This is a genomic window from Labrys sp. 22185 (genome assembly GCF_052045555.1).
GTDB classification, from domain to species: domain Bacteria; phylum Pseudomonadota; class Alphaproteobacteria; order Rhizobiales; family Labraceae; genus Labrys; species Labrys neptuniae.
Genome location: NZ_JBQEPH010000008.1, coordinates 180,259 through 205,813, shown reverse-complemented (window position 1 = coordinate 205,813; position 25,555 = coordinate 180,259). Strand labels below are relative to the sequence as shown.

31 protein-coding genes are annotated in these 25,555 nt (G+C 63.2%); 14 read left to right on the top strand and 17 right to left on the bottom strand.

The features are described 5' to 3' along the window. Positions 1-257: 257 nt before the first annotated feature. The 8 genes from ACTJKX_RS17870 to ACTJKX_RS17835 form a co-directional block, all read right to left on the bottom strand. Positions 258-824, bottom strand: coding sequence for a hypothetical protein (locus ACTJKX_RS17870; RefSeq protein WP_394309591.1), 567 nt, complete (start codon positions 822-824; stop codon positions 258-260). Positions 825-1,055: 231 nt separating this feature from the next. Beyond that, the gene (locus ACTJKX_RS17865; RefSeq protein WP_068294889.1) at positions 1,056-1,469 is read right to left on the bottom strand and encodes an HIT family protein; all 414 of its coding nucleotides are present in this window, start codon (positions 1,467-1,469) and stop codon (positions 1,056-1,058) included. Between the two features lie 5 nt (positions 1,470-1,474). Continuing rightward, entirely contained in the window at positions 1,475-2,713 is a 1,239-nt protein-coding gene (locus ACTJKX_RS17860; protein ID WP_394309589.1) for a GNAT family N-acetyltransferase, read from the bottom strand. A gap of 105 nt (positions 2,714-2,818) precedes the next feature. Continuing rightward, the gene (locus ACTJKX_RS17855; protein WP_311938723.1) at positions 2,819-3,286 is read right to left on the bottom strand and encodes a RidA family protein; all 468 of its coding nucleotides are present in this window, start codon (positions 3,284-3,286) and stop codon (positions 2,819-2,821) included. A gap of 126 nt (positions 3,287-3,412) precedes the next feature. Next, complete coding sequence (locus tag ACTJKX_RS17850; protein ID WP_440726042.1) at positions 3,413-4,624, bottom strand: NADP-dependent isocitrate dehydrogenase; 1,212 nt, start codon at positions 4,622-4,624, stop codon at positions 3,413-3,415. Positions 4,625-4,738: 114 nt separating this feature from the next. Beyond that, entirely contained in the window at positions 4,739-5,383 is a 645-nt protein-coding gene (locus ACTJKX_RS17845) for a glutathione S-transferase family protein (RefSeq protein ID WP_311938727.1), read from the bottom strand. Positions 5,384-5,666: 283 nt separating this feature from the next. Then, on the bottom strand, positions 5,667-7,907 hold the full coding sequence (locus ACTJKX_RS17840) for an NADP-dependent isocitrate dehydrogenase (RefSeq protein WP_440726041.1): 2,241 nt from the start codon (positions 7,905-7,907) through the stop codon (positions 5,667-5,669). A gap of 341 nt (positions 7,908-8,248) precedes the next feature. Then, positions 8,249-8,497, bottom strand: coding sequence for a hypothetical protein (locus ACTJKX_RS17835; RefSeq protein ID WP_068294903.1), 249 nt, complete (start codon positions 8,495-8,497; stop codon positions 8,249-8,251). A gap of 254 nt (positions 8,498-8,751) precedes the next feature. On the opposite strand from ACTJKX_RS17835, the gene ACTJKX_RS17830 reads away from it, so the two are divergent. From ACTJKX_RS17830 to ACTJKX_RS17795, 8 genes are all read left to right on the top strand, one after another. After that, positions 8,752-9,498, top strand: coding sequence for an RNA methyltransferase (locus ACTJKX_RS17830; protein WP_440726040.1), 747 nt, complete (start codon positions 8,752-8,754; stop codon positions 9,496-9,498). A 73-nt stretch (positions 9,499-9,571) separates the two neighbouring features. After that, positions 9,572-10,069, top strand: a complete 498-nt coding sequence (locus ACTJKX_RS17825) for a CYTH domain-containing protein (RefSeq protein ID WP_440726039.1) — start codon at positions 9,572-9,574, stop codon at positions 10,067-10,069. A gap of 248 nt (positions 10,070-10,317) precedes the next feature. Next, positions 10,318-11,139, top strand: a complete 822-nt coding sequence (gene murI / locus ACTJKX_RS17820) for a glutamate racemase (RefSeq protein WP_440726038.1) — start codon at positions 10,318-10,320, stop codon at positions 11,137-11,139. A gap of 154 nt (positions 11,140-11,293) precedes the next feature. Next, positions 11,294-11,548 (top strand): PsiF family protein, encoded by a 255-nt coding sequence (locus ACTJKX_RS17815; RefSeq protein ID WP_068294909.1) that lies wholly within the window; start codon positions 11,294-11,296, stop codon positions 11,546-11,548. Between the two features lie 28 nt (positions 11,549-11,576). After that, a complete protein-coding gene (locus ACTJKX_RS17810) occupies positions 11,577-11,822 on the top strand; it encodes a GlsB/YeaQ/YmgE family stress response membrane protein (protein ID WP_440726037.1) in 246 nt (81 codons plus the stop codon). A gap of 267 nt (positions 11,823-12,089) precedes the next feature. Further along, positions 12,090-12,653, top strand: a complete 564-nt coding sequence (locus tag ACTJKX_RS17805; RefSeq protein ID WP_440726036.1) for a DUF4337 family protein — start codon at positions 12,090-12,092, stop codon at positions 12,651-12,653. A gap of 40 nt (positions 12,654-12,693) precedes the next feature. Beyond that, entirely contained in the window at positions 12,694-13,398 is a 705-nt protein-coding gene (locus ACTJKX_RS17800; RefSeq protein ID WP_311938741.1) for a hypothetical protein, read from the top strand. A 106-nt stretch (positions 13,399-13,504) separates the two neighbouring features. Next, complete coding sequence (locus ACTJKX_RS17795; RefSeq protein ID WP_394309576.1) at positions 13,505-13,786, top strand: hypothetical protein; 282 nt, start codon at positions 13,505-13,507, stop codon at positions 13,784-13,786. Between the two features lie 64 nt (positions 13,787-13,850). On the opposite strand, the gene ACTJKX_RS17790 is transcribed toward ACTJKX_RS17795, so the two are convergent. The 3 genes from ACTJKX_RS17790 to ACTJKX_RS17780 are packed head-to-tail and all read right to left on the bottom strand — an operon-like array spanning position 13,851 to position 15,980. Then, positions 13,851-14,549 carry a DUF930 domain-containing protein gene (locus ACTJKX_RS17790; RefSeq protein WP_440726035.1) on the bottom strand — a complete coding sequence of 233 codons (699 nt, stop codon included), beginning with the start codon at positions 14,547-14,549 and terminating at the stop codon, positions 13,851-13,853. Between the two features lie 3 nt (positions 14,550-14,552). Beyond that, positions 14,553-15,569, bottom strand: coding sequence for a serine hydrolase domain-containing protein (locus ACTJKX_RS17785; RefSeq protein ID WP_440726034.1), 1,017 nt, complete (start codon positions 15,567-15,569; stop codon positions 14,553-14,555). Positions 15,570-15,584: 15 nt separating this feature from the next. Continuing rightward, a complete protein-coding gene (locus ACTJKX_RS17780; protein ID WP_440726033.1) occupies positions 15,585-15,980 on the bottom strand; it encodes a hypothetical protein in 396 nt (131 codons plus the stop codon). Between the two features lie 430 nt (positions 15,981-16,410). Between ACTJKX_RS17780 and rpsD the strand changes: the two genes are divergently transcribed. Together rpsD and ACTJKX_RS17770 are read left to right on the top strand one after the other, a co-directional pair. Next, on the top strand, positions 16,411-17,028 hold the full coding sequence (gene rpsD / locus ACTJKX_RS17775; protein ID WP_068294931.1) for a 30S ribosomal protein S4: 618 nt from the start codon (positions 16,411-16,413) through the stop codon (positions 17,026-17,028). Between the two features lie 295 nt (positions 17,029-17,323). Beyond that, positions 17,324-17,962 (top strand): glutathione S-transferase family protein, encoded by a 639-nt coding sequence (locus ACTJKX_RS17770; protein ID WP_394309569.1) that lies wholly within the window; start codon positions 17,324-17,326, stop codon positions 17,960-17,962. A gap of 14 nt (positions 17,963-17,976) precedes the next feature. Here the strand turns inward: ACTJKX_RS17770 and ACTJKX_RS17765 are convergent, their stop codons facing one another. Continuing rightward, positions 17,977-18,903: a LysR family transcriptional regulator gene (locus ACTJKX_RS17765; protein ID WP_440726032.1), complete on the bottom strand. Its 927-nt coding sequence runs from the start codon at positions 18,901-18,903 to the stop codon at positions 17,977-17,979. Positions 18,904-18,990: 87 nt separating this feature from the next. Between ACTJKX_RS17765 and ACTJKX_RS17760 the strand changes: the two genes are divergently transcribed. Further along, positions 18,991-19,899, top strand: a complete 909-nt coding sequence (locus ACTJKX_RS17760; protein ID WP_440726083.1) for a DMT family transporter — start codon at positions 18,991-18,993, stop codon at positions 19,897-19,899. Between the two features lie 34 nt (positions 19,900-19,933). On the opposite strand, the gene ACTJKX_RS17755 is transcribed toward ACTJKX_RS17760, so the two are convergent. The 4 genes from ACTJKX_RS17755 to purL form a co-directional block, all read right to left on the bottom strand. Next, positions 19,934-20,239 (bottom strand): putative quinol monooxygenase, encoded by a 306-nt coding sequence (locus tag ACTJKX_RS17755; RefSeq protein ID WP_440726031.1) that lies wholly within the window; start codon positions 20,237-20,239, stop codon positions 19,934-19,936. Positions 20,240-20,330: 91 nt separating this feature from the next. Then, complete coding sequence (grxD, locus tag ACTJKX_RS17750) at positions 20,331-20,672, bottom strand: Grx4 family monothiol glutaredoxin (protein WP_311938761.1); 342 nt, start codon at positions 20,670-20,672, stop codon at positions 20,331-20,333. A gap of 104 nt (positions 20,673-20,776) precedes the next feature. Beyond that, complete coding sequence (locus tag ACTJKX_RS17745) at positions 20,777-21,007, bottom strand: BolA/IbaG family iron-sulfur metabolism protein (RefSeq protein WP_105862715.1); 231 nt, start codon at positions 21,005-21,007, stop codon at positions 20,777-20,779. Between the two features lie 28 nt (positions 21,008-21,035). Further along, complete coding sequence (purL, locus tag ACTJKX_RS17740) at positions 21,036-23,258, bottom strand: phosphoribosylformylglycinamidine synthase subunit PurL (protein ID WP_440726030.1); 2,223 nt, start codon at positions 23,256-23,258, stop codon at positions 21,036-21,038. Positions 23,259-23,496: 238 nt separating this feature from the next. Here purL and ACTJKX_RS17735 point away from each other — a divergent pair, with 238 nt between their 5' ends. Then, positions 23,497-23,733: an Lrp/AsnC ligand binding domain-containing protein gene (locus ACTJKX_RS17735; RefSeq protein ID WP_068294951.1), complete on the top strand. Its 237-nt coding sequence runs from the start codon at positions 23,497-23,499 to the stop codon at positions 23,731-23,733. 81 nt (positions 23,734-23,814) lie between these two features. Here ACTJKX_RS17735 and ACTJKX_RS17730 read toward each other — a convergent pair whose 3' ends face one another. After that, complete coding sequence (locus ACTJKX_RS17730; RefSeq protein ID WP_394309561.1) at positions 23,815-24,279, bottom strand: hypothetical protein; 465 nt, start codon at positions 24,277-24,279, stop codon at positions 23,815-23,817. A 442-nt stretch (positions 24,280-24,721) separates the two neighbouring features. On the opposite strand from ACTJKX_RS17730, the gene ACTJKX_RS17725 reads away from it, so the two are divergent. Continuing rightward, entirely contained in the window at positions 24,722-24,964 is a 243-nt protein-coding gene (locus ACTJKX_RS17725) for a hypothetical protein (protein WP_440726029.1), read from the top strand. 245 nt (positions 24,965-25,209) lie between these two features. Next, positions 25,210-25,500, top strand: coding sequence for a hypothetical protein (locus tag ACTJKX_RS17720; RefSeq protein ID WP_068294959.1), 291 nt, complete (start codon positions 25,210-25,212; stop codon positions 25,498-25,500). The last annotated feature ends 55 nt before the right edge of the window (positions 25,501-25,555 follow it).

The window sequence follows — 25,555 nt, the reverse complement described above, 5'->3', positions numbered from 1 at the left end:
GCTCTTGGCAATGATGAAACGGTAGGATTGCATGCCCGAGCAACAGGGACGACGATCATTCCCTTACGTCATTTTAACGGCGGCGAAGCAAAGGCGCCTTGCGATTTGATCGAGGTATCCGAAATAATGAAGTCACGTGAAAACAACGAGTTAGAAAGGTAAGTGCTCAGCGATGGATGCACTTGCCTCTGGCTGAAACGCCCCCAAAAAAAGGCGGGCATTGACCCGCCTTGCTTCTGAATGACGATGAGCCTGTCTTATTCGGCCACGGTCTCAGCCTTCTTCTTGGCTGGCTTGACGGGAGGCTTGGAGGGCTTGGCTTCGGCGGTCTTGACCGGGCGGGGCTTGGGCTTCTTGACCACAGGCGCTTCGGTGGCTTCGCCGAAACGCTCGTTGATCTTGCGTGCGATGGGGTCATCGCGCTGGGCTTCCGGATCCATCGGCAGGATGGTCTCGATCGGATCCGCCTGGTCGATCGACCCGGTCTGATCCTGGATGATCGGGAATTGCGGCGCGAGGGGGTTGGCCGCCGCTTGCATCGAATTGGCATCGGCGGCGGGCACAGGGGCAGGAGCAGCCGGCACCGGGGCAAGATTGGCAATGACCGGAGTCGTGACGGGGGCCGGGGCTGCCACCGCCGCGACCTCGGCAGGCGCAGCCGGCGCCGCATGGATCGAGCGGGCCGTGTCGATGGCGCCGACGAAAGCGACGAAACCGGCGGCGACCAGGGCGCCTTCGCGCTTCAGTTTCCAGTGGTGGCGGGCCCGGTAGGCAGTGTGCCAAAGCCAGCCGACAGTGATATCGACAGCACTTGCGACCAACATGACGAACTCCAACTCAACGCGACCTCGGTGAGAATCACTATTGCGCGTGATGGTGAAGAAAAACTTGCCAAGGCGAATCAAGCGCCAAGAAATTTTGCCGAGGCAAGTTTCGTCGAGTGGTCGCGGTGTCGGAGAGCGGACTTCCAGTCCGCTCTTGCATGAGGCAGACCGCAAAGAAGAAGCGGATATCGCGACATGTTTCCTGTCGCTGAGAAGTCCGCGCTCCAAGCTTTACAGCAGGGCGCGGATCTTGGCGGCGTGCTGGGCCAGGATGGCGTGATCTGCCATGGCGCGGGGGCGGACGGGAACGCCCGTCTTCATCGGGAGGATGTGGAAATGGATATGCGGCACTTCCTGCCCGCCCGAGACTTCCGAATGCAGGCGCAGCGTATGGCCGTCCGCGCCGAAGGCTTTGCAGGCGGCCAGGGAGACCTTCTGGGCGATCTGGGCGAGGTAGGCCAGTTCCTCCGGCTCCACGTCGAAGATGTTGCGGGCGGGCTTCTTGGGGATCACCAGGCTATGGCCGTCGACGATCGGCATGATGTCGAGGAAGGCGAGGGTACGATCGTCCTCGTAGAGCGTGTGGTTGGGAATTTCCCCACGCAGCAGCTTGGCGAAGATGTTGTCGGGATCATAAGCGGTCATACCCGCTATCCTTTCCTGAAGGGCGTTGCCTCGTCGAGAGCTTCGTGGTGGGCCGCGACCTCGGCGCGCTCATGCGCGAGATAGTCGTCGACCGCCCGGCGAAAACCAGGGTCCGCAATATAATGGGCGGAATAGGTTGTCACGGGCCGATAGCCGCGCGCCAGCTTGTGTTCGCCCTGGGCTCCGGCTTCCACGCGCCGCAGGCGGCGCTCGATGGCAAACTCTATGGCCTGATGATAGCACACCTCGAAATGCAGGAAGGGATGGTCCTCGATGCAGCCCCAGTTCCGGCCGTAAAGCGTATCGGAGCCGATGAAATTGATGGCCCCGGCGATGTAGCGGCCCTCGCGCCGCGCCATCACCAGCAGGACATGCTCGGCCATGGTTTCGCCGATGAGGGCGTAGAATTTGCGATTGAGGTAGGGGCGGCCCCATTTGCGCGAGCCTGTATCCATGTAGAAGGCGTAGAAGGCGTCCCAGGCCTCCTTCGTGATATCGGCCCCGGTCAGCCTCTCGATGGTGATGCCGTTCGCGAGCGCATCGCGGCGCTCGCGCTTGATGGTCTTGCGCTTGCGGGAGGCGAGGGAAGCCAGAAAGGCCTCGAAATCGCCATAGCCTTCGTTGAGCCAGTGAAACTGCTGGTCGGTGCGCTGCAGGAAGCCCTGGCCACCGAGCCACTGCCAGTCGTCATGGCCGATGAAGGTGGCGTGGATCGAGGAGCCGCCGATGGATGACAGGGCAGCCTTGGCACCCCTCACCAGTGCGGATGAAACGAGGGCCGGATCCTCGCCCGGCGCGACCAGGAAACGCCGGCCCGTCGCCGGCGTGAAGGGGATGCTCACCTGGAGCTTGGGGTAATATTGCCCGCCAGCCCGCTCATAGGCATCGGCCCAGCCCCAATCGAACACATATTCGCCCTGGCTGTGGCTCTTGCCATAGGCGGGCATGACGCCGGCGACCCGGCCGTCGTCATGGGTGACGAACAGATGGAGGGGCGTCCAGCCGGAACGTCCCCCGACACAGCCGCTCGCCTCGAGAGCATGCAGGAAATCGTAGGAAATGAAGGGATTGAAGTGCTCGGCCGAGGGATCGGGAGCGGCTGCTTCATCCTCGGCGCCCGGGCGGCGCCCGGAAAGGCAATCCTGGGGCGCGGAGACGAGCGGATTGGCGCAGCGATCCCAGGCTTGGCGGCCGATGGCCTCGATCGAGGAAGCTGCCTTGATCGTAAAGCCCTGGTCGCTCAAGCTTGCATTCCCTCAACGGATACCTGTCCGGGGAATCTGGGCCTATTCGCGTCGAATGCAAGAGGCGCAGCCCGAGTTCCGTTGCCGCGCCCCCCATGCACGACCTCAGGCCACTTCGATCAGCGCCTCGACCTCGACGGTGGCATCGAGGGGAAGGGAGGGCACGCCCACGGTGGAACGGGCATGGCGTCCCTTGTCGCCGAAAACCTCGACCATCAGGTCGGAGGCGCCGTTCATCACCATCGGATGGGTGGTGAATTCCGGCGCTGCGGCAATGAAGCCGCCGAGGCGGACCACGCGCACCACATTGTCGAGCGAGCCGACGGCAGCCTTGATCTGCGCCAGGATGTTGATGGCGCAGTAACGGGCGGCGACACGGGCGTCCTCGACGGTGACCGTGCCGGTACCGAGCTTGCCGGTGGCGGCCAGCTTGCCCTCATTGTTGAAGCAGAGCTGGCCGGAGATCACGAGGTGATTGCCGGTGCGCACCGTGCCGACATAGTTGGCGACAGGAGCGGCCGGGGTGGGCAGGGTGATGCCGAGTTCGGCAAGGCGGGCGTCGATGACGGACATGGAGCGAACCTTTTCGGAGCGCGGACATCTTGTCCGCATCTGGGAACAGGGGGACGGCGGATGAAGTAGGGGAAGAGCGGGCATCGCGACACGCAAGCCTGTCGCTGAGAAGCCCGCGCTCCAGCGTCAGGCCATGGCCTTCTTGAGGTTCTCGTCGATCTTGTCGAGGAAGCCGGTGGTCGACAGCCAGCTCTGGTCGGGCCCGACCAGCAGGGCCAGGTCCTTGGTCATGAAGCCGGTCTCGACGGTTGAGACGCAGACCTTCTCCAGCGTGGCGGCGAACTTGGCGAGCTCGGCATTGTCGTCGAGCTTGGCGCGATGGGCAAGGCCTCGCGTCCAGGCGAAGATCGAGGCGATGGAGTTGGTCGAGGTCTCCTTGCCCTTCTGGTGTTCGCGGTAATGGCGCGTCACCGTGCCGTGGGCGGCTTCGGCCTCCACCGTCTTGCCGTCGGGGCTGAGCAGCACGGAGGTCATCAGCCCGAGCGAGCCGAAGCCCTGGGCCACGATGTCGGACTGCACGTCGCCGTCATAGTTCTTGCAGGCCCAGACATAGCCGCCCGACCATTTCAGCGCCGAAGCGACCATGTCGTCGATCAGGCGGTGCTCATAAGTCAGCTTGCGCTTGTCGAACTCGGCCTTGAATTCATTGGCGAATACTTCGGCGAAGATGTCCTTGAAGCGCCCGTCATAGACCTTGAGAATGGTGTTCTTGGTCGACAGGTAGACCGGGAAATTGCGCTGCAGGCCGTAATTGAACGAGGCGCGCGCAAACTCGCGGATCGATTCGTCGAGGTTGTACATGGCGAGCGCCACGCCGTCACCCGGCGACTTGAAGACTTCCTTCTCGATCACCGAGCCGTCCTCGCCGACGAATTTGATGGTCAGCGTACCCTTGCCGGGGAAACGGAAGTCGGTGGCGCGATACTGGTCGCCGAAGGCATGGCGGCCGACGACGATGGGCTGAGTCCAGCCCGGTACCAGGCGCGGCACGTTGCGGCAGATGATGGGCTCGCGGAAGATCACGCCGCCGAGGATGTTGCGGATGGTGCCGTTGGGCGACTTCCACATCTCCTGGAGATTGAACTCCTTCACGCGGGCCTCGTCCGGCGTGATGGTGGCGCATTTCACCGCGACGCCATGGCGCTTGGTGGCCTCGGCCGCCTCGACGGTGACCCTGTCGCGCGTCTTGTCCCGGTTCTCGATACTGAGGTCGTAATAGTCGAGCTGGAGGTCGAGATAGGGGAAGATCAGCTTGTTCTTGATCTGCTGCCAGATGATCCGGGTCATCTCGTCGCCGTCCATATCGACGACCGGATTGGCCACCTTGATCTTCGCCATCGTACAAGCCTCATTGATTGGGAAATATCGGCGGGGCTATAGCACCGCGATCCGGCTGGGGGAAGTTCGGCCGGCGATGGCGCCTGTTGTTTTTGCCGGGCAGAAAACGGGCGATTATTGGGAGGACTGTGCCTGCTTGGCCTCGGCGACCAGCTTGTCGTCGATCTCGCGGGCCCGGATGGCGGCGGGACGGCCGGCGATTCGCTGCCAATAGGCGGCGAGGGCCGGGCGCGGTTCGATCGTCTTGAACATCAGGCCCCAGCCGACCTGCGAGCCGAAATAGACGTCCGCCGCCGAGAAGCGATCGCCGGCGATGAACTCGTTCTGGGAGACGGCATAGTCGAGCGCGTCGATCACGTCGGCATAGCAGCCATAGCCGACCATGCGCTTGCGCTCGTCGGGGATCTCGATGTTCAACGCCTTGTTGGTCACTGCCGCCTCGACCGGGCCGGCCGCGAAGAACATCCAGCGATAATAGAGGCCGCGCTGCGGCGAGCCTGGTGGGGGCGCCAGTTCGGCCTGCGGAAAGGCATCGGCGAGATAGGCGCAGACGGCGCCGCCCTCGGTGACGACCACGCCGCGATGTGCAATCGCGGGTACCTTGCCCATCGGATTGAGGGCGAGATAGTCGGTCGATTTCATGCTGGTGCCGAAGTCGAGGATCTCGGTGCGATAGGGCTGGCCGGTTTCCTCGAGCATCCAGCGGGCAATGCGGCCGCGCGACATCGGATTGGTATAGAAGACGAGTTCATCGCTCATGGGACTTGTCCTGCTGGAAGTGGTGGCGGGAGCATAGCCATGCAACCGGATTTGGCCAGGGCAATACCGGCCGGCCGGGACCGCGAGCGAGGAACGCGCAGGGCTTGAGTGCCTATGACAGCGCAATGCCGCCCCGGTGGGGGCCGTACCGGCATGGGCACACTGCCAGCACCACATTTGTATTGAGCGGGAGTGGGAGTGGGAGTGTCAGCCTCCGGCCGACACTCCGCATGTCCCGCCTTCCTTCATGCAAGCGCAACTGTCGGTTGGGCTAAACTCGGCTCTACGCTGCTCCCGCTTGCGCCAGAACGGCGTTGAGGGTGGCGCTCGGCCGCATCACCGCCTCGCATTTCTGCCGGTCGGGCAGATAATAGCCGCCGATATCCGCGGGCTTGCCTTGCACGGCTGCGAGCTCGGCCAGGATCTTGGCCTCGTCGCGCGCCAGCGCCTCGGCCAGCGGCTTGAACTGCGCCTGCAGGGCCGGGTCCTCCGTCTGGGCGGCAAGTTCCTGGGCCCAGTACAGGGCCAGATAGAATTGGCTGCCGCGATTGTCCAATTCGCCGGTGCGGGGCGAGGGGGACTTCCTGTTGTCCAGGAGCTTGCCGGTGGCGGAGTCCAACGTCTTGGCGAGCAGCTTGGCCTTGGTATTGCCCGTCTTGATGCCGAGATCCTCGAGCGAGACCGCCAGCGCCAGGAACTCGCCCAGCGAATCCCAGCGCAGATGATTTTCCTCCACCAATTGCTGCACGTGTTTGGGTGCCGAGCCGCCGGCGCCCGTTTCATACATGCCGCCGCCGGCCATCAGGGGCACGATGGACAGCATCTTGGCCGAGGTGCCGAGTTCCATGATGGGGAAGAGATCGGTGAGATAATCGCGCAGGATGTTCCCGGTGACGGAAATCGTATCCAGGCCGCGGATCACGCGCTCCAGCGTGTAGCGCATGGCGCGCACCTGGCTCATGATCTGGATGTCGAGGCCGGTGGTGTCGTGCTCGGCGAGATAGGCCTTCACCTTGGCGATCAGCTGCGCCTCGTGCGGGCGATAGGGGTCCAGCCAGAACAGAGCGGGCATGCCGGAATTGCGGGCGCGCGTGACCGCGAGCTTGACCCAGTCGCGAACGGCGGCGTCCTTGACCTGGCACATGCGCCAGATGTCCCCCTGCTCGACTGTTTCGCTCAGCAGCACCTCGCCGGTCGCGAGATCGGTGATGTTGGCCACGCCGTCCTCGGGGACCTCGAAGGTCTTGTCGTGCGAGCCATATTCCTCGGCCTGCTGCGCCATCAGCCCGACATTCGGCACGGTGCCCATGGTGCGTGGATCGAAGGCACCATGCCATTTGCAGAAATTGATCATCTCCTGATAGATGCGGGCGAAAGTGCTTTCCGGCATCACGGCCTTGACGTCCTTCAGCCGGCCGTCGGCACCCCACATCTTGCCGCCATTGCGGATCATGGCGGGCATGGAGGCGTCCACGATGATGTCGTTGGGCGAGTGGAAATTGGTGATTCCCTTGGCCGAGTCGACCATCGCCAGTTCCGGCCGGTGCTCGTGGCAGGCATGCAGGTCGCGCTTGATCTCGTCCTGCAGGCTTTGCGGCAGGGTTGCGATCTTGTTGTAGAGGTCGACCATGCCGTTGTTGACGTTGACGCCGAGCTCGTCGAACAGCTTGCCATGCTTGGCGAAGGCATCGCGGTAGAAGATCTTCACGCAATGGCCGAACACGATGGGGTGCGATACCTTCATCATCGTGGCCTTCACATGGAGCGAGAACATCACCCCGGTCTTGTGCGCGTCCTCGATCTGCTTCTCGTAGAAATCCAGCAGCGCCTTCTTGCTCATGAACATGGAATCGATGATCTCGCCGTCCTGCAGCGAGACTTTGGGCTTGAGGACGATGGTCTTGCCGCTGGTGGTGATCAGCTCCATCTTCACGTCGCGCGCCTTGTCGAGCGTCATCGATTTCTCGCCATGGTAGAAGTCGCCATCATGCATGTGGGAGACATGCGTGCGCGAGGCCTGGCTCCATTCGGCCATGCTGTGCGGGTTCTTGCGCGCGTAGTTCTTCACGGCCAGCGGCGCGCGGCGATCCGAATTGCCCTCGCGCAGCACCGGGTTCACGGCGCTGCCGATACATTTTGCGTAGCGGGCGCGAATCGCTTTTTCCTCGTCCGATTTCGGGTTCTCGGGATAGTCCGGGATGTTGTAGCCCTTGGCCTGCAATTCCCGGATCGCGGCCGTCAACTGCGCCACCGAGGCACTGATATTGGGTAGCTTGATGATGTTGGTGTCGGGCAGCAGCGTCAGCCGGCCGAGCTCCGCGAGATTGTCGGGAACGCGCTGCGCATCGGTCAGGAATTCCGGAAATTCGCCGAGGATGCGACCGGCAACCGAGATGTCGCTGGTGGTGACGTCGATGCCGGCGGGCGCCGCGAAGGTGCGGACGATGGGCAGGAAGGCGGCCGTTGCCAAAGCCGGGGCTTCATCGGTCAGCGTGTAGATGATGGTGGGAGGTGTGGCGCTCATACGCTGGCTTCCTTGGTCGGTCGGAATCAGGGCAACAAAAGGCACTCACGCCGACACATGGGCCGGCGCAGAGTGCTCCGCGAATTGCAGGACGGGGATGGTCAGGGGGCGTGTCTTTCCGGCAACGGGTGACCTCGATGCGACGATCTCGACGACTTGGCGCTCGATGACCTCCTGAAACTGCCACCTGCTTCCGGCTTCGGCAACTGATTTATGCCGCAGCCCTGGGGCAATGCCACGGTTGCCGAGAGGGCAGGATCGGCACGACAAAACACTCCCGGAGCAGCGCTCACGGGAGTGTAGGCAGATCGTCTGGGATTGAGGGGACCGGGAGGCTGCGGTCAGTTGCACACTTCGCGGGTGCGATAGATGTAGCTCTGCGCATAATCGTCCCAGACGCGATAGCTCACCGTCCGGCAATCGTAATAGGTCGTGCGGCTATAGGTCTGGGTTACGCGATAGGAATTGGAGTAGGTGGGATAATTATAGCCGCTCGCATAGCCATTGTCGCAATCGTCGGCGAAGGAAGAAGCGGTGGCGGCGGTGAAGGCCGTGGCAGCGAAAGCGAGGGTCAGAAAGATCTTGCGCATAATCGTGGTCCTTTAAGCCGGGCTTCTTGCCCTTGTTGATGAAGGCATCCTAGCGACGCAGATCCGGCCCGGCGGTGCGTTCGGGCACATTGGCTCGGCCACCGATCGGCGGCGTGTATCCGCGGGAACAAGGACCGTCCCGGTTCGGGGTCTTGCAAAGAAGCTGTCTTTATCCGCCGAATGGTCTATGCAGCCCGGACTTTTCCTGTTTTCGGGCCTTTTTCGTGATGTCTCAGTCGAATGCGAGCACTGCCGTGACGCCTCCCGCCGTGATCCTGGTCCGCCCTCAGCTCGCCGAGAATATCGGCATGTGCGCCCGCGCGATGATGAATTTCGGCCTCAGCGAGATGCGCCTGGTCTCCCCGCGCGACGGCTGGCCGAAAAAGGGCGCGCGTCAGGCTTCCTCCGGCGCCTCGGCCGTGCTGGACAATGCCAAGCTGTTCGAGACGACCGAAGAGGCCATCGCCGATCTCAATTACGTCTTCGCCACCACGGCGCGCGAGCGCGGCCAGATGAAGGATATCTTCGCCGCCGACGAAGGGGCCGGCAGAATGCTGGCCCTGGCGGGAGAGGGCGCCCGCAGCGGCATCCTGTTCGGGCCCGAGCGCATGGGGCTTTCCAACGACGACGTCGCCCTCGCCGATGCCATCATCTCCTTCCCGGTCAGCCCGGCCTTCAAGTCGATCAATCTCGCCCAGGCGGTGCTGCTGGTCGGCTATGAATGGTGGAAACTGGTCTCGGGCGGCGGGGCGCCGATCGCGCCCACCCGCATCTCGCCGCCGGCGACACGCGAGCACATGCTGGCCTTCTTCGACTATCTGGAAGGGGAACTCGACGCCGTCTCCTTCTTCTATCCGCCGGAAAAGCGTGAGGTGATGGTGCGCAATTTCCGCAACATCTGGCACCGGCTGGCAATGACCGAGCAGGACGTCCAGACCCTGCGCGGTGCGGTAGCCTCGCTCGTCGGCAGCCGGAACGGCACGCGAATCAAGCGCGATTGAACCGGGGCGAGCGCGGAACACCTGTCACAGGCCCTCGCTAGGCTGCGCCCATTTCCATCGGAATGGGTGTTGCATGGCTGTCGAGATCGAACGCAAATTCCTTGTCCGCAACGACGATTGGCGCCCGCAGGTTCGAGGCTCCGCCGTCATCCGGCAGGGCTATTTCTGTCGCACGCCTCTGTTGCGGGCACGCATTCGGATCTACGGCGATAAGGGCTTCATTACGCTCAAGAGCGAACCGGGCACGCGCAGCTGCCATGAGTTCGAGTATGAGATCCCACAGGCCGACGCCGCCGAGATCATCCGGCGCTTCTCGATCGAGCCTCTGGTCACCAAGACGCGCCACGACGTCGACCATGCTGGATTGCGCTGGGCCGTCGACGTCTTCACCGGTCCCAATCACGGGCTGGTGCTGGCCGAAGTCGAGCTCGAGCACGAGGATCAGCCCGTTCCATTGCCTGACTGGGTCGGCGAGGAAGTGACGGGCGACCGGCGCTACGGCAATTCGAACCTGGCACGTTTTCCCTTTGCAAGCTGGGGTGAGGAACTGCTGCCGGCTGATGTCCTGTGAGGAAATTATCGAGCGTACCGCTTTGGGATCAAAAAAAGATCACGATCGCAACGCTTCATTCACTCATCTGGGTTTGAATAGGCGTGCGCCCGGTTGGGTAGTGCGTACGGGCAACCAATATGCAGCGATTGATTCCGGATGGCGTCGATCATTCCGAAGAGCGTCCCATGAAGGCTAGCCTTCTCGGGCAAACTAGTTTGCCCCACAGGGTCGACCTTCTGGCTGGCACGGTTTATGGAGCTGCGGTCATGTCTGACCGCGCTCCAACTGTCCTTGTCTTTGATTCTGGCCTTGGTGGCCTCACCGTATTTTCAGAATTGCGAGCGACGCTTTCCGGCGCGCGCTTCGTCTATGCCGCCGACGACGCCGTTTTTCCCTATGGCCGCCTTGCCGAAGGCGTCGTGGTCGAGCGCGTCGTCGAGGTGATGGAGCGGCTGATCCCGCGTTACCAGCCGTCCCTGGTGGTCATTGCCTGCAACACGATCTCCACCGTCGTCCTGCCCGTGCTGCGCCAGCGCTTCGCGGTGCCTTTCGTCGGCACCGTGCCCGCGATCAAGCCCGCCGCTGCGTTGACGCAGACGGGGCGGGTGGCGATCCTGGCGACGCCGGGCACCGTCAGACGCGACTATACGCGTGAACTGATCCGTTCCTTCGCCGCCACGATCGAGGTGGAACTCGTCGGCGCGGTGGGACTGGCCAGCCTGGCGGAAGCCGTCTTGCGTGGCCAGCCCGTCGAGGATGCTGCGATTGCCCGCGAGATCGCACCCTGTTTCGTCGATCGCGACGGCAAGCGGACTGACGTGGTGGTGCTGGCCTGTACGCATTATCCCCTGGTGCTGGAAGCGATGAAGCGGGTAGCGCCCTGGCCGGTTTCCTGGCTCGATCCCGCCCCGGCCATCGCGCGTCGCGCTGCCGATCTCGCTGGCCCGATTCCGGTGCGCACGGTGGTGGAAGACGGCCTGGCCGTGTTCACCGGCGGCGCGGGACTGACCGACGACCTCAAGGCGGCGCTTGCCGCCCGCGGCCTGCCGGCCATCGCCGTCGAGGCCATGCCGCCGCGCTGGCATTAGATATCGCGCCGAAAACGGACGCCGGTTTTCGCTATAAACGATGCGTCCTGGCGCTCCGCCCTATACTTTGGGATGTATCGCAACGTCATTGTGTTGGTGCGGGAACGGTGGCAACCTGCGGTTGGGTTGGGGGCTCAACCTGGAAACGCTCATCATGAAGATCAGCACGCTGTTGGCCTCCGTCGTCGTCGCGGGATTTGTCGCGACCGGTGCTCTTGCGCAGACCGCGACGCCTGCGCCTTCCACGCCCCCCGCCGCGACGACCGCTCCTGCAAAAGCCAAGACGAAGGCCCCGCAATCGGCGGCATCGCAGGCCTGTTCCGCTCAGGCCGATGCCAAGGGGCTCCATGGCAAGGATCGCAAGAAGTTCCGTCAGTCCTGCATGAAGAGCGGAGGCAAGGCTGGTTGAGGCTTAACCTCATCGTCGGAGGTGTGCCATGCATCTGCTCACGTTCCTGATCGTAGGAGTCATCGCCGGCTGGCTTGCCGGAATGCTCGTCAGCGGGGGCGGTTTGGGCCTCATTGGCGATCTCATCGTCGGCGTGGTCGGCTCGTTCATCGGTGGCTTCTTGCAGCCCCACATTCCCATTCATATCGGGAGTGCGATCGTGAATGAAATCGTCTTCGCGGTCGTCGGGGCCGTCATCCTGCTTCTTGCACTGCGATTGCTGAAGCGAGCCTAGCCTCGATCCGAGAGCAATGCGCCGGAGCCGGCGCCGTAGAAAGGGCATGCGACCTTGAAGTGTCGCATGCCCTTTTCCGTTGGCGAGGCCGATCCCGGCCCGGCGGCCTCTTACGCATTTTGTAGTTTCCTCCATGGCGTGCAGGCGCTCCTGTCGCGGCTGAGAACCGGCGGTGACCAAAGGCCGGGCTCTTCAGCCGATCGACCTGATGGCACGCTCCTTGCGACGAGGCGCTCCAGCGACTGTTGAATGTCGATGGATGGAGCGATGGAAGACACGACGCAGGAACATCTCGAGCACGCCGAAGATGCCGAACATGCGGCCCATGACGGCAATCCCTTCCTGATCATGGTATCGGTCACGATTGCCGTCCTCGCCGTACTGGCCGCCACCATCGGCAGTTTCGAGTCGCTGGAGACCGCCGAGGCCATCAACGACAAGAGCGAGGCAGCCTATCTGCAGAACAGGGCCAGCGATCAGTGGGCCTTCTATCAGGCCAAGAGCATCAAGAAGAACGCCTATGAGATCGCGGCCGCGGGTGGGGGGCCGAACAAGGACGACTTTCTTGCCAAGGCCAAGCACAACGACGACGACGCCAAGGCGATTCAGACCCAGGCCGTCGAGATCGAAGGCCATGTCGACGCCAAGTTGCGCGACAGCGAGGTCCGGGCCCATCGCCACCATGTCCTCACCCTGGCGGTAACGCTGCTGCATGTCGCCATCGCGGTGGCGACGCTCTCGATCATCACCCGCGGCAGGCGCTGGCCCTGGCTGTGCTCCCTGGCGCTCGGAGCGCTGGGCCTGGTGGCCGCAGCCTTCGCCTATGTCTGATTTTCGCTCTCCAATCGAGCCTGTTCCCCCCGAGGTTCCCATGCGTGAACGCCATATCGTCTTTCGACATCGGGCGCTCGATTTCTGGCTGGCGCGCGGCGCCGTTCTGGTCATCGTGTGCCTGCAATTGCTGGTGATCAACCAGCTTTCCTTCGGTCCTCGCTGGCTAGCCCCGGCCGTCGAGCTGATATTGCTGATCCCGCTGTCGATCGCCACGGCATGGACGCAGGCCGGTATCCGCAATGCGGTGGCCGATCACCATTGGCAGGCGGTCAATCGCTTTCGCATCCTGATCCGCCGGACGGCCCTCATCCTGACGGCCGTCATCAGCTTCATGAATTGCGGCGCCTTGTTTCTGCTGGTGCGGGCCTTGATCGAAGGCCACGCCGGCAACGGCACGACGCTGCTGATTGACGCACTCAACATCTGGGTGACCAACATCATCGTCTTTACCCTGTGGTTCTGGAGCACGGATCGCGGTGGACCGCCGACCTGCGGCCTGGTCGAGCGTGCCCGCTCCGATTTCCTGTTTCCGCAGATGACCTTGAACGATCCGCATCTGCGTGACTGGCTGCCGGGCTTCGTGGACTATCTGTTCCTGGCCTTCACCAATGCCACGGCATTCTCGCCGACGGACACGATGCCGCTGACCCCGAGGGCCAAGCTGTTGATGCTCGCCGAGGCGATGATTTCGCTCCTGACGGTCGCCCTCGTGGCCGCCCGGGCGGTCAACATATTGGCCTGAGATTGCGGGCGGCATTGGAACCTCTTCCTCTCCAATTTCCGGTGAAGGGCCATCATGGCATGAGGCCGATGGACCGCCGGGCATCGACGATGTCGGGATGTTCGCCATGATCTTTCAGCCCTTGCCCCATGACGAGCACCCAACCATCGTGGCGGCCGAATTCAAGCGCATCAGGAGCAGCCTGACCGACAACGAAGCCCTGCTTCTGGCCTGCCTCACCAATGTGCTCAATGAACTGCCCGCCTGGCTCGATGGCGACTATGTCGCCGGCAGCGCGCTCGATCATGCGCAGGCGGTCATCAACGCCATGCTGGATGGTTCGGGATTGGCGCCGATCTCGGCGCAAACCTATGAACGTGCCGACGCACTGCGGCATGACGAGACATAGCCCCGAACCATGGGGCAGGGGGTCGGCTCCGAGGGGCGGTATTGCAAGCCGTTTTGCATCGGCTTCAGTCGTCCGGCTTGTCGCTCGCGGGCAGGTTGAAACGTTCCCAGTCCTTCCTGGGTATGGTTGCACCGGCCTGGAATGCGAACGCTGAGACCCTGGCAAGGTCCGCAGCGAGGTCGCAGCGATATTTCAAGGCGAACCACTGCTTCCGGCTCCGGAAAGCAGCGCCGTCGGCCGTGATGCCGGCATCTCCCATCCTCGTTTCCGCCCGCGCATAGGCGATCGTGAGGTCGGGCTCGAGATCATGGTTCCAGGCCCGCAACTGGGCCATCGCCTCGATATTGCACAATTGCTCCATGCGTTCGTCGCGGCCGAGAAGGGGCAGCATCTTCCTCGCCTGCCGGCTGCGTGGATCCGCCAAAGCGAGATCGGAAAGCATCTTCCGGGCCTGGATCATCGCCGGTGGCGGTGGCAGGGCTTCGCTCGGCCTGGGAGGGCGCGCTCCTTCCTGCGGAACGCTCTCCGCCGTGGGGTCCTGCGCCTGCGGTCTGGCCGGCAGCGCAGGAGGCTGCGGCGCCGGCGCCGCCGGCTTTGGTATTTCCGCGACGAATTCGACCTCTATGCTGTTTTCTGGAGGCTGTTCCAGCGGGGCGGGCCGAGGAAGCAGGAACAGCAGGGCAAGGGCGATGGCATGCAGCAGCAGCGCCGCCGGCAGACCGAAGGATATGGTACGATTCTGCGAGAGCGTGGCGGCAGGCATCGCTCAGGGAGCGGCCGTGGCGATCTGCTGCATCAGCACCATGAAATCCTTCATATGGATGCCGGCCGGATTCTGCGCCGGATCGACGGTCTGCACCATGACGAGGCGTTTTGTCGGAATATAGGCAAGGAATTGCCCGCCATAGCCTGCTGCCATGGCCGCACCTTCGCCCCAGTTCTCGGAAGGCAGGGACCACCATAGATAGCCGTAGGCACTCTTGCGCTTGGGCACGGGAGAATAGGCGGCGGTGGACCGGCGAACCCAGTCGGCGGGGACGATCTGGCGGCCGTTCCAGCGGCCCTGGTTGAGGAAGAGCAGGCCGAAGCGCGCAAGGTCCCTTGCGCTTATGCGGAAGGGATAGGCCGGATGGCGCGACTGGGGCGACAGAACGTAGCGCCCGTCACGGGCCGAAAAGTCCTCCATGCCGATCGGGCGGGCGATGCGCTTGTCGAAACTCGTGAAGATGTCTTCGCTACCCGCTTGGCGATAGATCGTACCGAGGACGTTGAAGTCCCAATTGTTGTAGAACCAGAACGTACCGTGCGGATGGCTTCCGCGTGCCGGGCGCTTATTGCGGATGTCCGCGGTCTCATAGGCGGCAGGATGATAGACACCGGATCGGGCCATCAAGAGGTCGCGGATATCAGCCTGCTTTTCGGCGGCGGTCAGGGCTGGCGAGGTATCGTCGATGCCGAGCTTTTCCAGGCTGTCGCCAAGCGAGATCTTGCCCTCACCGACGGCAATGCCATAGAGCGCGCTGAGGAGGCTTTTGCGCACCGAGGCGACGTTGACGCGCCGGCTGAGGTCGCCGGCGCTGGCGATGATATGGTCGTCCCGGATCACAGCCAGGGCAGTCGGGTGGTGGGTAGCAGCAAAGGCGGTGACAGCCTTGGCGATTTCGTCGGTCCAGCCGTTTTCGGCCGGGGCGGTCTGCCAATGCCGGCCGGGTTCGGCCCGCGCCGGGGAGGACGGGCCGATGATGCAGGCGATGAGGAGTGCGAGGATGGGGAGCCGCCTCATCGCTCCGCGTCCGGATTATTCGACGGTTACTGCGATAAAATCCTCGTAGATCTCGACATTGATCAGCGGCGATCCGTTGATGACGGCGTCCGCCGCAGAGGCGCTGATGCGGCCGCGATTGAGCATGCTCTCCAGCCGCGCGCGGTTTTCCTTACTGGAGAAGAAGCGGTCGGGTTCGTCTTCCCTGTCGCGATGATAGCCCAGATAGAAATTGGCGCGGTCCTGCCGGATGATCGCGGCGACGGAGGTCAATCTTTCGCCATTCGTGTTGAAATGATCGGCGCTGGAGAGGCGGGCCGTATAGGTTTCGAGCGGTGCTGCACTGGCAAAGCTCAACGAGGCCGCCAGAAATGCAGCGGAGAGAAAAAGGGTTTTCATCAATGAAGACTCACATGGGCCGAGTTTGCTCAAGGTAGTCACCCGCCATGCTACTGTCGAGTTGCCCAGGATACAGGGACAGAGCAATCGGGTGAAAAGGTTGGGGGGCATCCCGGATCTGCACCGCAGCACGCAATGATGCGGTGAAGATCCAGGACCGTGAGCCGACTTTTATGCATCATCGAGATGGTCCCGTGTCTGCGACGCAGCATTTCATGCTGCATCACGCACGGGATGACGCTATTTTTCGTTCACCCGATTGCCCCGGATACAGGCAAGCGGATCCTGTCTTGGAATTGACATGCGGCGATCTTTCGACTAAGCGAACGCCACACGCGGGGCCTTCGGGTCCCGCGTGATGTTTTACGCTCCCGTGACGGCCGGTTCTCCGGCTGTCTGTCGCCCGGGTTCCGGGAGAGGAGGGCGCGTTCCTCATAAACTTCGCAAACCATAGAGGACGCGAATGTCGAAGCGCCATAACGCTAAGTACAAGATCGATCGCCGCCTTGGCGAGAATATCTGGGGTCGCCCGAAGAGCCCCGTCAATCGCCGCGAGTACGGTCCGGGCCAGCACGGCCAGCGCCGCAAGGGCAAGATGTCCGACTTCGGCACCCAGCTCCGCGCGAAGCAGAAGCTGAAGGGCTATTACGGCTCGATCTCGGAAAAGCAGTTCCGCAAGATCTATGAAGAAGCTCGCCGCCTGAAGGGTGACAGCTCCGCCAACCTCATCGGCCTGCTCGAGCAGCGCCTGGATGCGGTGGTGTATCGCTCCAAGTTCGTGCCGACCGTGTTCGCTGCTCGCCAGTTCGTCAGCCACGGCCACGTCAAGGTCAACGGCCGCCGCGTCAACATCCCCTCCTACAAGGTCAGGCCGGGCGATGTCGTCGAGGTCAAGGAAGCCTCCAAGCAGCTCGTGCTGGTGCTCGAGGCCGTTGCTTCAGGCGAGCGCGATGTTCCCGACTACATCGAAGTCGATCATTCCAAGCTGACCGCCAAGTATGTCCGCGTTCCCACGCTGCAGGACGTGCCTTATCCGGTCCAGATGGAACCGAACCTGGTCGTCGAATTCTATTCGCGCTAAGCGAATACGAGTTGAAAGACTACATGAGGGCCGCCATTTTGGCGGCCCTTTTTCTTGGCCGGTCTGACTGCGCACTCTGGAAGGTCCGCAAATCGGGATGGCCGTATTGCAAAAAGATCATGCGACACGCCGGCTCAGTCGCTTATGGTCGGATCTGACGAGCCGGCGAAACAAGCAAGAACAGCGGCAGGGGCTGCACAGAACCAATAAGTAAGAGATTGGGGCGGTCTTTCGCGATCGCCGCAAAATGTCGGGAGGTGACCGGCCTGCAGCCGGTCGATGCTAAGAGGTCTGTATGGTTTACACGCTTTGGGGCGAACCGGATTCCGGCTCTTTCATGGTCGAGGCCGCCTTGGCCGAGGCGGGGCAGGACGTTCACCTGATCGATATCGATCTGACCAAGGACGAGCAGCATACCGCTCAATATCTTGCGATCAATCCGTTGGGTAAGATCCCGGCGCTACGTTTCAACGATGGAACCACTATCGTACAGTCAGCCGCCATTCTGCTGGCCTTGAGCGAAGAACACCCCGAAGCGCGGTTGATGCCGGCTCTTGACGCCCCGGACCGCCGCCATGCCCTGCGCTGGCTGATCCATGTGGCGGCCGAGATCTATCCTCTCATCGAGCTCTACGACTATCCCCTGCGATTTGCTCCGCCCGAGACGCATGAGACCGCAATGCGTTCGCGTGTGCGCCAGCGCATCCGCGAACGCTGGCAATTGGTGGAGCAGGCGGCCAGCGCCGAAGGCAGCTTCCTGTTGTCGGGCTTTTCGGCCATCGATCTCGCCATCGCCGCCATCAGCAATTGGGCGATCGGCAATGAATGGCGCGCCAGGGAATGCCCGAAGCTGACCCGCATCGCCGAGACCGTGGCGCAGCGGCCTGTCATCGCGCCGATCTGGCGCCGGCATTTCGGCGAGCAGGAGAACTGAGCGGGGCGGCTCGCTCAGCCCTTCCGCCCCGGAGCGGTAAAGGCTGCGATATCAGCCTCGTCGTGGCCCGCCTCGCGCAGAAGGCGTCCGGCAAGCTCCGCGGCGGGGGCCCGCAGGGCCTCGTCCGAGCGGATCAGATGAAAAGCCACGTGGTAATCGATCGTTCGGTCTGAAACCGGCACCAGGCGTCCGTCCGCCAGGGCGGCGCTGGAAAGAGGCGGGCGCGCCAGCGCGATGCCCAGCCCTTGGCAGCAGGCATCGATGACCAGATTATAGTCCTCGAAGCGGCGGTCCTGGCCACGCGGCACATAATCCACGCCTTCCGGCGACAGCCAGCGCCGCCATCCCTCGATATTGGAATCGTGCAGGATCGGCAGTTCGAGCAGAGCCTGCGCGTCCTTGCCGTGCCGCAGGCGCTCGGCGAGGGCCGGGGAGGCGATCGGAAAGGCCTCCTCCCGCCAGAGCTGCACGCCACGCACGCCGGCCCAAGGTCCCTTGCCGCAGCGTATCGCCAGATCGCTGCCTTCGCCGAGATCCGCCAGGCGATGTTCGAGGACCAGTTCAAGATGGATGTCGCTGCCTTCCAAACGGGCAAGGCGGGGAAACAGCCAGAGCGAGGCGACCGAGGGCGTCACCGACAGGCGTACCACCGCCTTGGCGCGGCGGGGCGACCAGCGCTCGCCACTATTGCCGAGCAGTGCCAGGGCCTCCTCTGTCCGGGCGAAGAAGCGCATGCCCTCCGGCGTCAGGTTGACACCGCGGGCCTTGCGTTCGAACAGGCGTACGCCCATCCAGCGCTCCAGGCGCGACACCTGACGGGAGACCGCGCCATGGGTGACGCCGCTCTCCTCAGCCGCAGCCGAGAAGGAGCCGAGGCGTGCCGCGCGCGCGAAGGTTTCGAGCGTGTCGAGCGGCGGAAGGCTGGGCGAGCTGTGAACCATGGACACACAAGATCATTGATTGAGGTGCTTTTCAAGCACGGCAAACGGAGATAGGTCACGGAAGTCACTGAGAGTCGGGAGACGATGATGAGCAGCGTGGCCTGTGAAGCCGAGGCAACCAAAAAGAAGAGCGGATTCGACGCGGTCGCCTTCGGCGCCATTCTGGTGACCATTCTCTCCTGGGCCTCGTCCTTCGCGCTGATCCGCGTCTGCCTGACGGCCCTGACGCCGATGGAGCTTGCCGCAGCGCGCTATGTCGCGGCGGGGGCCATCGGTCTGGCCTATCTAGTGGCTGTGCGTCCACCCATGCCGCTGCCGCGGGACTTCCTGCGCCTAGCCATTGCTGCCGTGTTGTTCATTGCCGTCTATGCCGTGCTGCTCAACACCGGCGAGCAGACCGTGCCGGCCGGCCCTGCCAGCTTCATCATCAACACCATGCCGGTGCTCACCGCCCTGATTGCGATCTTCGCGCTCGGCGAGCGTTTCGGGCGCTGGGGCTGGGTGGGTACCGCCACCTCTTTCGCCGGCGTCGCGCTGATCGCCGTGGCGACGGATACGGGCTTCAAGCTCGATCCCAATGCGCTGATGATTTTCGGGGCTGCGGTGTGCGCTGCCATCGCCAGCGTGCTGCAGAAGCCGCTGCTCGGGCGGTTCCCGGCGCTGGCGATCACGGCCTGGATCCTGTTCGTCGGCGCCTTGCCGTTGCTGCCGGCGGTGCCCGCCACGCTCCGCGCCATGGCGGTCGCCCCGGCCGAGGTCAACTGGGCGGTCGCCTATCTCGTGATCTTTCCCACCGCGATCGGCTATGTCACCTGGGCGATCGCTCTCAAGCGGCTTTCGGCGGCGCGGGCGTCCAACTTCCTCTATGGCGTACCGCCCACGGCCACGCTGATCGGCTTCCTCTGGCTCGGCGAGGTGCCGACACCGGTCGGCATGCTGGGCGGCGCGCTGGCGATCCTCGGCGTGGTGGTCGTGAACGTGATGAAGGGGCGATAGTAAGAACTGGTCTGAAGGCCTGCCCCTATCGGCCTCATGTCGGGCGGGGCGTGCCGATCTCGTAGCAGTGCAGATTTCGTTCGCCGATGCCGAGTGCGGGCCAGCTCGCCCGCCACTCTGCGATGTGCTGCGAGGCGAAATGGCGGTCAAGGGCAACTGCATCGCGCCAGATCTCCTTCACATGGATGAGACCAGCATCGAGAACGTCCTCGGCGTAGGAATATTCGTCGCACCCCTCCTCGGCACGGCTGCTCTCCACCATGCGTTTCATGGCCGGGCGCGCCGCGGCCAGGTTGGCGGCCGGCAGGCGCACGGTTCCGACGATCAGCAATTTGCTCATGGGTCTCTCCCGATCTGGCCCTGCCCAAAGAAAAAGCCAGGCTTTGAAAGCCTGGCTTGGTATCGCAGCAAGCTTGCTGTTGCGGCGGCGATCAGGCCTTGGCCGGCGCCTTTACCGAAATGTTCTTTTCCTGCAGGAAGGTTACCAGCTCACCCGACTGGAACATTTCGCGGGCGATATCGCAGCCGCCGACGAACTCGCCCTTGACGTAGAGCTGCGGCACGGTCGGCCAGTTCGAAAAGTCCTTGATGCCGCTGCGCAGATCGGGATTCTGCAGCACGTCATGGTCCTTGTAGTCGACTCCGAGATAATCGAGGATCTGCACGACTTGCCCGGAGAACCCGCACATCGGGAACGCCTTGTTGCCCTTCATGAAGAGCACGACGTCATTGGACTTGATCTCGTTTTCGATGAAGGTGGCGATGTCGCTCATGGCTCAATCTCGATCTTGGTAATGCTGGATCTGACGCGGATGATGCCAAGTATGTAAGCACACTCGCGCCTAATGTCAGGGCTCAACCTAACATAATTTATCGATCAGGGGGCGCTCGTGGAGAGCGCAAGCGCGTGCAGCACGCCGCCCATCTTGCCCTTGAGCGCGGCATAGACCATCTGGTGCTGCTGCACGCGGGATTTGCCCCGGAACGCTTCGGAAATCACCGTCGCGGCGTAGTGATCACCATCCCCTGCGAGATCGCGAATTTCGATCTTCGCATCGGGGAAGCTTTCCTTGATCATCGCTTCAATGTCGGCGGCCGGCATCGGCATTGGAATTGGGTCCTCTTCAGGCGACTTGTCAGGCAGCTTGGCGCGCCGAGCCCATCAAGGTCGGCAGGAACGATTCGTGGCGCTCGCTCAGCGCCGAAACCAGGATGGGCCGGCCTTCGGGCAGGATCAAGGCATTGCCGCCGGTTGTGCCCAGCGTGGTGACCGGCACGCCGGCTTCGGTTGCGGCCTTGGCGAAGGCTTCGGCCTTGTCGGCGGCCAGGGCGACGACGTAGCGGGCTTGATCCTCACCATACCAGAAGGCATGCGGTTCGCTGCCCTGCGGCGCCTGTGACAGATCGGCACCGATGCCACGCCCCAAGGCCATTTCTGCGACGGCGACGGCGAGGCCGCCATCGGAGATGTCGTGACAGGTCTTGAGATTTCCGGCGCGGATCTGGCCGCGGATGAAGTCGCCATGGCGCTTCTCGACGGTGAGGTCGACCGGCGGTGGTGCACCTTCTTCGCGCTTCAGGATCTCGGCGAGCCAGATGGACTGGCCGAGCCAGGTGCCGGGGCCGCCGACCAGCATGACGGTCTCGCCCTCGGCCTTGAAGGCGATCGAAGCCGTCACGGCCACGTCGTCGACGAGGCCGACGCCGCCGATGGTCGGGGTCGGCAGGATGCCGCGGCCGTTGGTCTCGTTGTAGAGCGAGACATTGCCGGAGACGATCGGGAAATCGAGGGCGCGGCAGGCCTGCCCGATACCGTCGAGGCAGCCGACGAACTGGCCCATGATGTCGGGGCGCTCGGGATTGCCGAAATTGAGGTTGTCGGTCACGGCGAGCGGCAGGCCGCCCACGGCGGAAATATTGCGCCAGGCCTCGGCGACGGCCTGCTTGCCGCCTTCGACGGGATCGGCCTCGCAATAGCGCGGAGTCACGTCCGAGGTCATTGCCAGTCCCTTGGGGCCGTCGAGCACCCGCACGACCGCAGCATCGCCGCCAGGCGTCTGGATCGAATTGCCGAGGATCAGCGTGTCATATTGCTCGTAGACCCAGCGCTTGGACGCCAGTTCCGGTGAGCCGATCAGGTTGAGCAGCGCCTCGCCCGTCGAAAGGTTCGTCTTCAGCGAGCCGGCCTCGATCACGGGCAGCTTGGGCGAGGGGACATGAGGACGGTCATAGAGCGGTGCCTCGTCGCCCAGTTCCTTGATCGGAAGGTCCGCCTTCAGGTCGCCATTGTGGAAGATGCGGAAGCGAAGATCGTCCGTGGTCTTGCCGACCACGGCGAAGTCGAGGCCCCATTTGCGGAAGATCGCCTCGGCCTCGGCTTCCTTGCCGGGCTTGAGCACCATGAGCATGCGCTCCTGGCTTTCCGACAGCATCATCTCATAGGCGGTCATGCCGGCCTCGCGCACCGGCACCTTCTCGAGGTGGAGCTCGATGCCGAGATCGCCCTTGGCGCCCATCTCCACGGCCGAGCAGGTGAGGCCGGCCGCGCCCATGTCCTGGATGGCGATGATGGCGTCGGTCGCCATCAGTTCCAGGCAGGCTTCGAGCAGGAGCTTCTCGGCGAAGGGGTCGCCGACCTGCACGGTGGGGCGCTTCTCCTCGGATTTGTCGTCGAACTCGGCCGAAGCCATGGTGGCGCCGTGGATGCCGTCGCGGCCGGTCTTGGAGCCGAGATAGACGATGGGATTCCCCACGCCGGTAGCCTTGGCGTAGAAGATCTTGTCCTGCTCGGCGAGGCCGAGGGCGAAGGCGTTGACCAGGATGTTGCCGTCATAGCGGGTGTGGAAGCGCACCTGGCCGCCCACCGTCGGCACACCGAAGGAATTGCCGTAACCGCCGACGCCGGCGACCACGCCGGAGACGAGATGCTGGGTCTTGGGATGATCGGGCGCACCGAAGGAGAGCGCATTCATGCAGGCGATCGGGCGCGCGCCCATGGTAAAAACGTCGCGCAGGATGCCGCCGACGCCCGTCGTCGCACCCTGATAGGGCTCGATATAGGAGGGGTGGTTGTGGCTCTCCATCTTGAAGACGGCAGCGAGGCCATCCCCGATGTCGATCACGCCGGCATTCTCGCCCGGGCCCTGGATCACGCATTTGCCGGTGACGGGCAGCTTCTTCAGATGGAGGCGCGAGGACTTGTAGGAGCAATGCTCGTTCCACATCGCCGAGAAGATGCCGAGTTCAGTGAAGGTCGGCTCGCGTCCGATCAGCTCCAGGATCCGCTGATACTCATCCGGCTTCAGCCCGTGCTGGGCGATGAGTTCGGCTGTGATGGCGGGTTCCGAGTGGGCGGACATGCCGGGTCGATCTCCTGTCAAGGCAGCGCTTCGGCAGGGGGAACGGCGGACGGCCCATGGCTCCGGCCGGCAAGCCCCAGCACAGCGCTCCAGCGCTTCTGTTCACGGCAGGCGATAGGGGTATCCGAGCCGAATGTAAACCATTGATCGCGTATACGTGCCGCGAACCGCATTGACACCGCAACTTTGTTGGCCTTCCTGTGGGCAGACACTCGTTTCCAGTCTCGGAGTATCGGCGATGCGGACGTTTTTCGTGGAGATCAAATGCCAGCTCGGCCGCACCTATGAGGTCGCCAGCGCACTGGCCGAAGCCGAAATCGCCTCGGAGATCTATTCGATCGCCGGCGACTTCGACGTGCTCGCCAAATTCTACGTCAATGACGATGTCGATATCGGCCATTTCGTCGGTGAGAAGGTGCAGTCCATCCCCGGTATCGCCAATACGCGCACGGTCCTGACCTATCGTGCCTTCTGAGGGGCTGAAACCCTCAAACGCAAAATGGCGGCTTCGAGCCGCCATTTTTTCGATGTGTCGAATGAAGCGTGGAGTCGCCGGTCAGCTCTGACCCATGGCTTCCGGCAGCGTGGCCCACTGCGTGACGCGCTTGCCGTCGGCGCAACGCTCGGCCGCCTTCGAGCCGGAGATCACGTCGCCGGTTCGCGCGCCATTGGTGACGATCAGGAAGACCTGCTGGCCGTTGCCGGAATCGGCGCTGACGCACGCGGCATATTCGTCGGGATGGGCCTTCGCCGCGGCCGGCGTACGCCAGCCATTGGAGATGCGCGCATCGGTGATGCGGCCGGGCACCAGTTGGGTCAGCTTGTGGGCAAGAGTTGCCCGTCCGGCTTGAGGCACGGGGAACTGCTGGGTGCCGTCGGCGGTGACGACCGGCTGCTGGTTGGAAACGTCCGGCCTGCCGGCTTCGCCAGAGCGCGGACCGCAGGCGGCCAGCAGCAACGAAAGCGCAACGGCGCCGGATAAGCCCCAAGCAAGACGCTGACGGGAAGAATGATGATTCATATACCTGCTCCAGTGCACCGAAATCAGAATCGCACCACCCCGGCGGGCTGGCAACCCGCTGTGTGCCTGCGCACCACCTGAAATGAATCACCGGCGCAGGATGTGCCAAAACGCACACGTAATAGCAGATTCATGCAGAACTTCTGCGACAACGTTAACGGGCACGACAGGGCAGGATAGAATCTTGCATGCAGGCACGCCTGGCATGGCTGGAACGCGCCTGGAGCATGCGGATCGTGGGAATGACCAAGCTGTCGTCGTGGTGGCGCCGGACAATGGCCCCATTCACCCGATATAGAACCGTCATCCCAAGGGCGGCTGGTTCGGACGACGGGCCTTTTGGAGATCACCACGCACGGAATGGCAGTCTGCTCGGGCGCTTGCGGCCGATGCTTGTCCGCTATCTGTCGGTGGCCGCCCTTTTTGAACTAAGGAGATTTCGATGAGCAAGGTCAGGATCGTGGATGGCAATGGCGTCTGGCATTTCGTCAGCCAGGGTTGTGCCCTCGATATCGGCGTGAATCCCGGCGAGGGCTATCATGTCTATCACCGGGAAGATGGGCGCTGTTTGCCGGTGGCGCACAAGGTCAAGCACCTGTTGGGCAAGCAGGTGGTGGTCGCGCCGCGTACAGAGGGACAGATCAGCGAAGAGGAATTGCTTGAAGCCCTGGAAGCCGCCGCCTGAGGCGGCTCTTTCATGCAATGGTCACGCTTGAGGCAGACTATGGCCAGATTTCGCGAGAAGAATGCGCCTCGGCAAAGCTCCTGACGCCAGGACGTGGGCGCCGGGGCCGGTCATGAAGGCGCCCGTGCGTTTGCCGCGTTTCGAACCGCCTGCGGGGCGGGAGGCGATCAATGCCGACGGTGAGCAGGACAGCCGTGACGTCACTCCGTCGACAGACAAGCCACTCAACCCGAAAGGACGACGCCATGAAGCTGACATCGGTGCGAATTGAACGTGCTCTGACCCAGATGGATGGCCGGGTCATTCCCGAATCCAATCCGATCGTGCAGGAACTTATCTCTATCTTTGGGGACCATACCTTCTTCGTTTCCAATGCGGGGCTCAGCACGGTGGAACCGGTAGAGGCCGGAGATACCGATCTCGACAAGGTCCGTATCGTCAGATTGGCGAGGTGGGCCGATGAGAGCAAGGCCAGCCTGGTGCCCCATCCGCCGATCAACACCGAAACGATGGTGACCCTCAGCGCAGCTGCCTGAACCACTCTACGGTCATGGCGGCGCAACAGGGTCGCCATGACCGCCCTGGAGCAAA